This is a genomic window from Microseira sp. BLCC-F43, assembly GCF_041929235.1.
Taxonomy (GTDB): Bacteria; Cyanobacteriota; Cyanobacteriia; order Cyanobacteriales; family Aerosakkonemataceae; genus Microseira.
The window spans coordinates 1-4,425 of record NZ_JBHFNP010000134.1; the positions used below are offsets into that span (position 1 = coordinate 1).

The following is a 4,425-nucleotide window of genomic DNA, read 5'->3' on the forward strand; positions in this document are numbered from 1 at the left end:
TTCAGCAGATGTACGCTGGAAAATACACCTGCAAATACCAGCACGACAAATGGAGCAATGTACCGTGGTGACCAAAAGGCAGCTGGCATATTCACTCCTAACAGATAAATTCCCAGTCCTGTAACACCTGGGAGCCATAAAAACCAATTTGCTACTAACTGCTGGAGTGAAGTGCGAACATCACCCCCTGCGTACACCAAAAGGAAATATCCCAAGAGCAAACTGCCTAAAAATAGCTGGTAGTAATACGCTAGATTTGCTTTTGATATTTGTAACTGTTGACGTAGATTAAAGCTAAATTTTAAGCCGTCATACCAGTAGGAAGGATCGTACCAAGTGGGACTTGTGCCACCGACGGGTGTGCCAAATTCATAGGTGGCAGGTACATCAAAAATTTGTCGTGTTGGATGTTTTGGGATACCTGAGTTCGGTTCTTTACCCTGCCAATGTTTGTCGCCTTTAACAGTTTTAGCGATCGTCCAAACATAATTAATTTTTCCAGTATCGCCAAATGTCAGACGACCTTTTGAAACAGAAATTGCTGCGATAAAAGGCGCTACGACGATCGTAAAAGCAAGTAGTGCAGCTAGCAGACGTAAAACAGTTTGACGGCGCAACATCAACTGCCCGTGTTCTGGAACATTTTCTGGATCAAAACAACTCACCACAACACTTGCTCCCAAGAACACAAATGCCAGAGGAAACATCACCGATTTAGACAGATAGCCTAAACCGAGAACAATCCCAAATAAAAGGTAAGTCCTCCAGTTAGCGGTTCGGTTTTGCATTTGCAGCAGCAAGCCACTAGCCAAGTAAACACAGATTGCTGTCGCATTATCGGGTGCATCTAAATGAATTCCTATCCATTTCAAGGATACCCAGAGGAAAAGCGCATAGCCCATAATCAGCCAGATCCACTCAGGGAGTTCGCGCGATCGCTTCGATGTCGTCTGCTGGGTTTTCCGTTGATACTTAATCAGCTGTTGCAGAAAAAAATCAAAGCTGGCGAATGCAACTAAGAAGATGAAGAGATTGACAAGTTTAACCACAAAAAATTCCCAATAGGGCAAAGGTTGAAGAATAGCGATAAAAAATCCCAGTAACCAAGAATATAAAGGACTCCAATAGGCATTGATAGCCCTATGCCAATCGCCTCTCAGGTAAGCATCGCCAATATCCAAATATGAAACTGCATCTTCTGAGGATAAGCTGAACCGATACGCCCATGCTTGCAGCAGTCCAATCAACAAACCTAAAACCCAGAAGATTAGTTTTAATTCAGTGGTTTGCCTAACCAGGAACTTAGCCAATTGCAACATTACACTTCATCCTCAAGTTGGAGAACGAACAATGTATTTAGCTTAACTGATACAGGAATTACGCTCACCCATCCGGGTTTCTCGGAAAAATCGTTGAGCAAGGAAACCAGAGATATACAAAGAAACTTTGGTGATGGCCTCCTAGCGAACGCACTGACAAAAAAATAGCAGGAAAAGTCAGGTTGTACCCCTATCACCAATTTGGGTGAAATGCGATCGCTTCTATTGGTGATATAACAATACCAGTCCGCCAATAACTATTTCAGATGATGAATAAGTCTCATCTGCTGCACTGGCTACTTAACGGTAGCGCTTTGTGTTATTTATTAACCTCCCACCCCACGGCAGCGCAAATTGTCCCGGATGCAACGCTAAGAGTTAATTCCATCGTCACGCAACAGGGTAACGCGATCGCGATTGAGGGAGGAACGCCAGCAGGCGGCAACTTGTTCCACAGCTTTCGGGAATTTTCCGTTCCCACTGGTAGTGAGGCGCACTTTAACAACAGGCTAGATGTTCAAAATATCTTTAGTCGGGTGACGGGTGGGTCAATTTCTCATATTGATGGGTTGATTCAAGCTAACGGTACGGCTAATTTATTTTTGCTCAATCCGAATGGAATTATTTTTGGCCCAAATGCTCGTTTGAATATCGGCGGCTCGTTTTTAGCAAGTACGGCAACTAGGTTAAACTTTGCCGATGGCACTTTTTTTAGCGCCGCAGCAAATCAAACTCAACCTTTGTTAACTATTAGCGTGCCGATTGGCTTGCAATACGGGGCAAATCCGGGCAGAATTCTGGTGCAAACATCTGAGTTGAGAGATTCCACTTTAGGTTTGCGCGTACAGCCTAATCAAACTTTAGCTTTGGTTGGCGGTGATGTAGCCCTCGAAGGCGGAACTTTGGGTACAGCTGGAGGACGGATTGAACTAGGCAGCGTTACAGGAGAAGGCAATGTCAGCTTGACTCCTACAGAAAAAGGCTATGCTTTGGGCTACGATAGCGTTCCCACTTTTGGAGATATTCATCTGTCGCAGCTGGCATTAGTCGATGCTAGTGGAGAAGGCGGCGGTGATATTCAAGTGCGCGCAAGGCGCTTGACGCTAACAGATGGTTCCACGATTGGTGCCGCTACCCTGGGAACTAAACCGGGAGGAACGGTTACAGTACGCACACAAGAGTCAGTTGAATTGATCGGAAACTCAGTCTCGCCGCCGTCTGCTAGTAGTCTGAGCGCTCAAGTCTATCCAGGAGCAACAGGTGCTGGGGGCAATTTAATCTTGGAAACTAAGCGGTTAATTCTTCAAGATGGAGCAAGGATAGATACCAGTACATTTGGTCAAGGAGCGGCGGGAACGCTGTCAGTAACAGCAGAAGAGTCAATAGAAGCGATCGGCATTGGCGACATTGTAATAGATGGCGATCCGATTCGCAGCGGCATATTTAATTCAGTTCAATTCGACGCCACGGGTGCAGGAGGAAATTTAACTATTAAAACAGGGCGGTTAATTGTTCGGGGTGGGGCGCAAGTACAAGCTGTAGCTTTCGGTGAGGGAACGGGGGGAAATTTGACCGTAACGGCTACTGAGTCGGTGGAAGTCAGCGACCAGATTCCCTCCGGTGGTTTTAGCGGTATATTTACTCAGACTCAGGCTGCCGCAACAGCGGGAAACTTGACGATTACTACTCCACAATTAACCGTCAAGAATGGAGCTGTGGTATCGGCTTCTTCTTTTGGTGGTACTGGTGCTGCTGGCAACTTGACGATTAATACAGCCAGGTTAATTGTTCGGGGTGGGGGACAAGTAACAGCTGGTACTCAACCAGGAGGTCGAGGAGGAAGTTTGAGCGTGAATGCCTCGGAATTTGTGGAAGTGAGCGGAACTGGTTTTGGAGGCAGCAGCTTATTAAGTACTTCGACTTTTGGTACCGCAGATGCTGGCGATTTGAGCATTGAGACGGGACGTTTAATTGTTCGGGATGGCGCACTGGTACAAGCTGCTACAACGGGTGCGGGTTCGGGGGGTACTTTGACGGTTAGGGCTAGGGAGTTAGTGGAACTAAGCGGAGCGGGTGGTGGAGAGCGCAGCTCATTGGCTACTGTAACGAGGGGTACGGGAGATGCTGGTGACTTGAGAATTGAAACAGATCGGTTGATTATTCGGGATACGGCTGGATTAAGTGTAAGCAGTCAAGGCTCAAATGCAGGGGCGGCTGGCAATCTGATTGTAGAGGCAAGTTCAATCCTTCTAGACAACGGTTCGCTGCAAGCAGAAACTGCCGGGGGCGATCGCGGTAACATCCAAGTTACTTCCCGCTCGTTACAGTTGCGCCGTGGTAGCAGGATTACTACTAATGCCTCTGGTGAAGCTACAGGGGGTAATATTGCGATCGCTACAGGTACTTTAGCCGCTCTAGAAAATAGCGACATCAGCGCTAATTCTCAACAAGCTTCTGGCGGTCGAGTTACCATCAACGCCGAAGGCATTTTTGGCACATCGTTTCGGCGACCGCCAATCCTAGATACTCCAGAAAGCGACATCACTGCTACTTCTCAACGCGGGGTTGAATTCAGCGGCGTTGTAGAAATTAATACCCCCGATGTTGACCCTAGTTCCGGGTTAGTCGAATTACCCCAGGCAGTTGTCGATGTCGCTACTTTAATCGATCGACGCTGTTCTGTGGCTTCCCAGCAGAGTAGATTTGTTGTTACTGGTCGCGGCGGGTTGCCACCCAGTCTACCGGAAGCGATCGCCACTGACGCGATTGTGGTAGATTGGGTGACTCTTGGACAAGGGAGCAGAGGAGCAGAGGGGCAGGGGAGCAGAGGGGCAAGGGAGCAGATTGTAGAAGCTACGGGATGGGTAAAAGGTGCTAATGGCGAGGTCATCCTTACGGCTACTGAGCCTGCTGTTACTCCCCATCTTTCTTGGCAGAGGCGAACCTATTGTCCTTAATTTGACAAAAATACAAAAATATGGTATGGAAGCAGCCTGGGTTTTTCGGTAGAGTCCGACGCCTGCTGTTGCAGGTGCGGATAGTTATAGCAGATTGCAGCCGTATCTTATACGGCTTCGTTTTTTTAGCGGGACCCCAAAAAGGGAAC

At 47.6% G+C, this 4,425-nt stretch carries 2 protein-coding genes; one reads left to right on the forward strand and one right to left on the reverse strand.

Features of this window, described 5'->3' with window-relative positions; all coding sequences use genetic code 11:
- The coding region (locus ACE1CM_RS19225; protein WP_374879394.1) for a hypothetical protein at positions 1-1,319 on the reverse strand (1,319 nt) is incomplete at its 3' end.
- Between the two features lie 266 nt (positions 1,320-1,585).
- On the opposite strand from ACE1CM_RS19225, the gene ACE1CM_RS19230 reads away from it, so the two are divergent.
- Complete coding sequence (locus tag ACE1CM_RS19230) at positions 1,586-4,276, forward strand: filamentous hemagglutinin N-terminal domain-containing protein (protein WP_374879396.1); 2,691 nt, start codon at positions 1,586-1,588, stop codon at positions 4,274-4,276.
- The last annotated feature ends 149 nt before the right edge of the window (positions 4,277-4,425 follow it).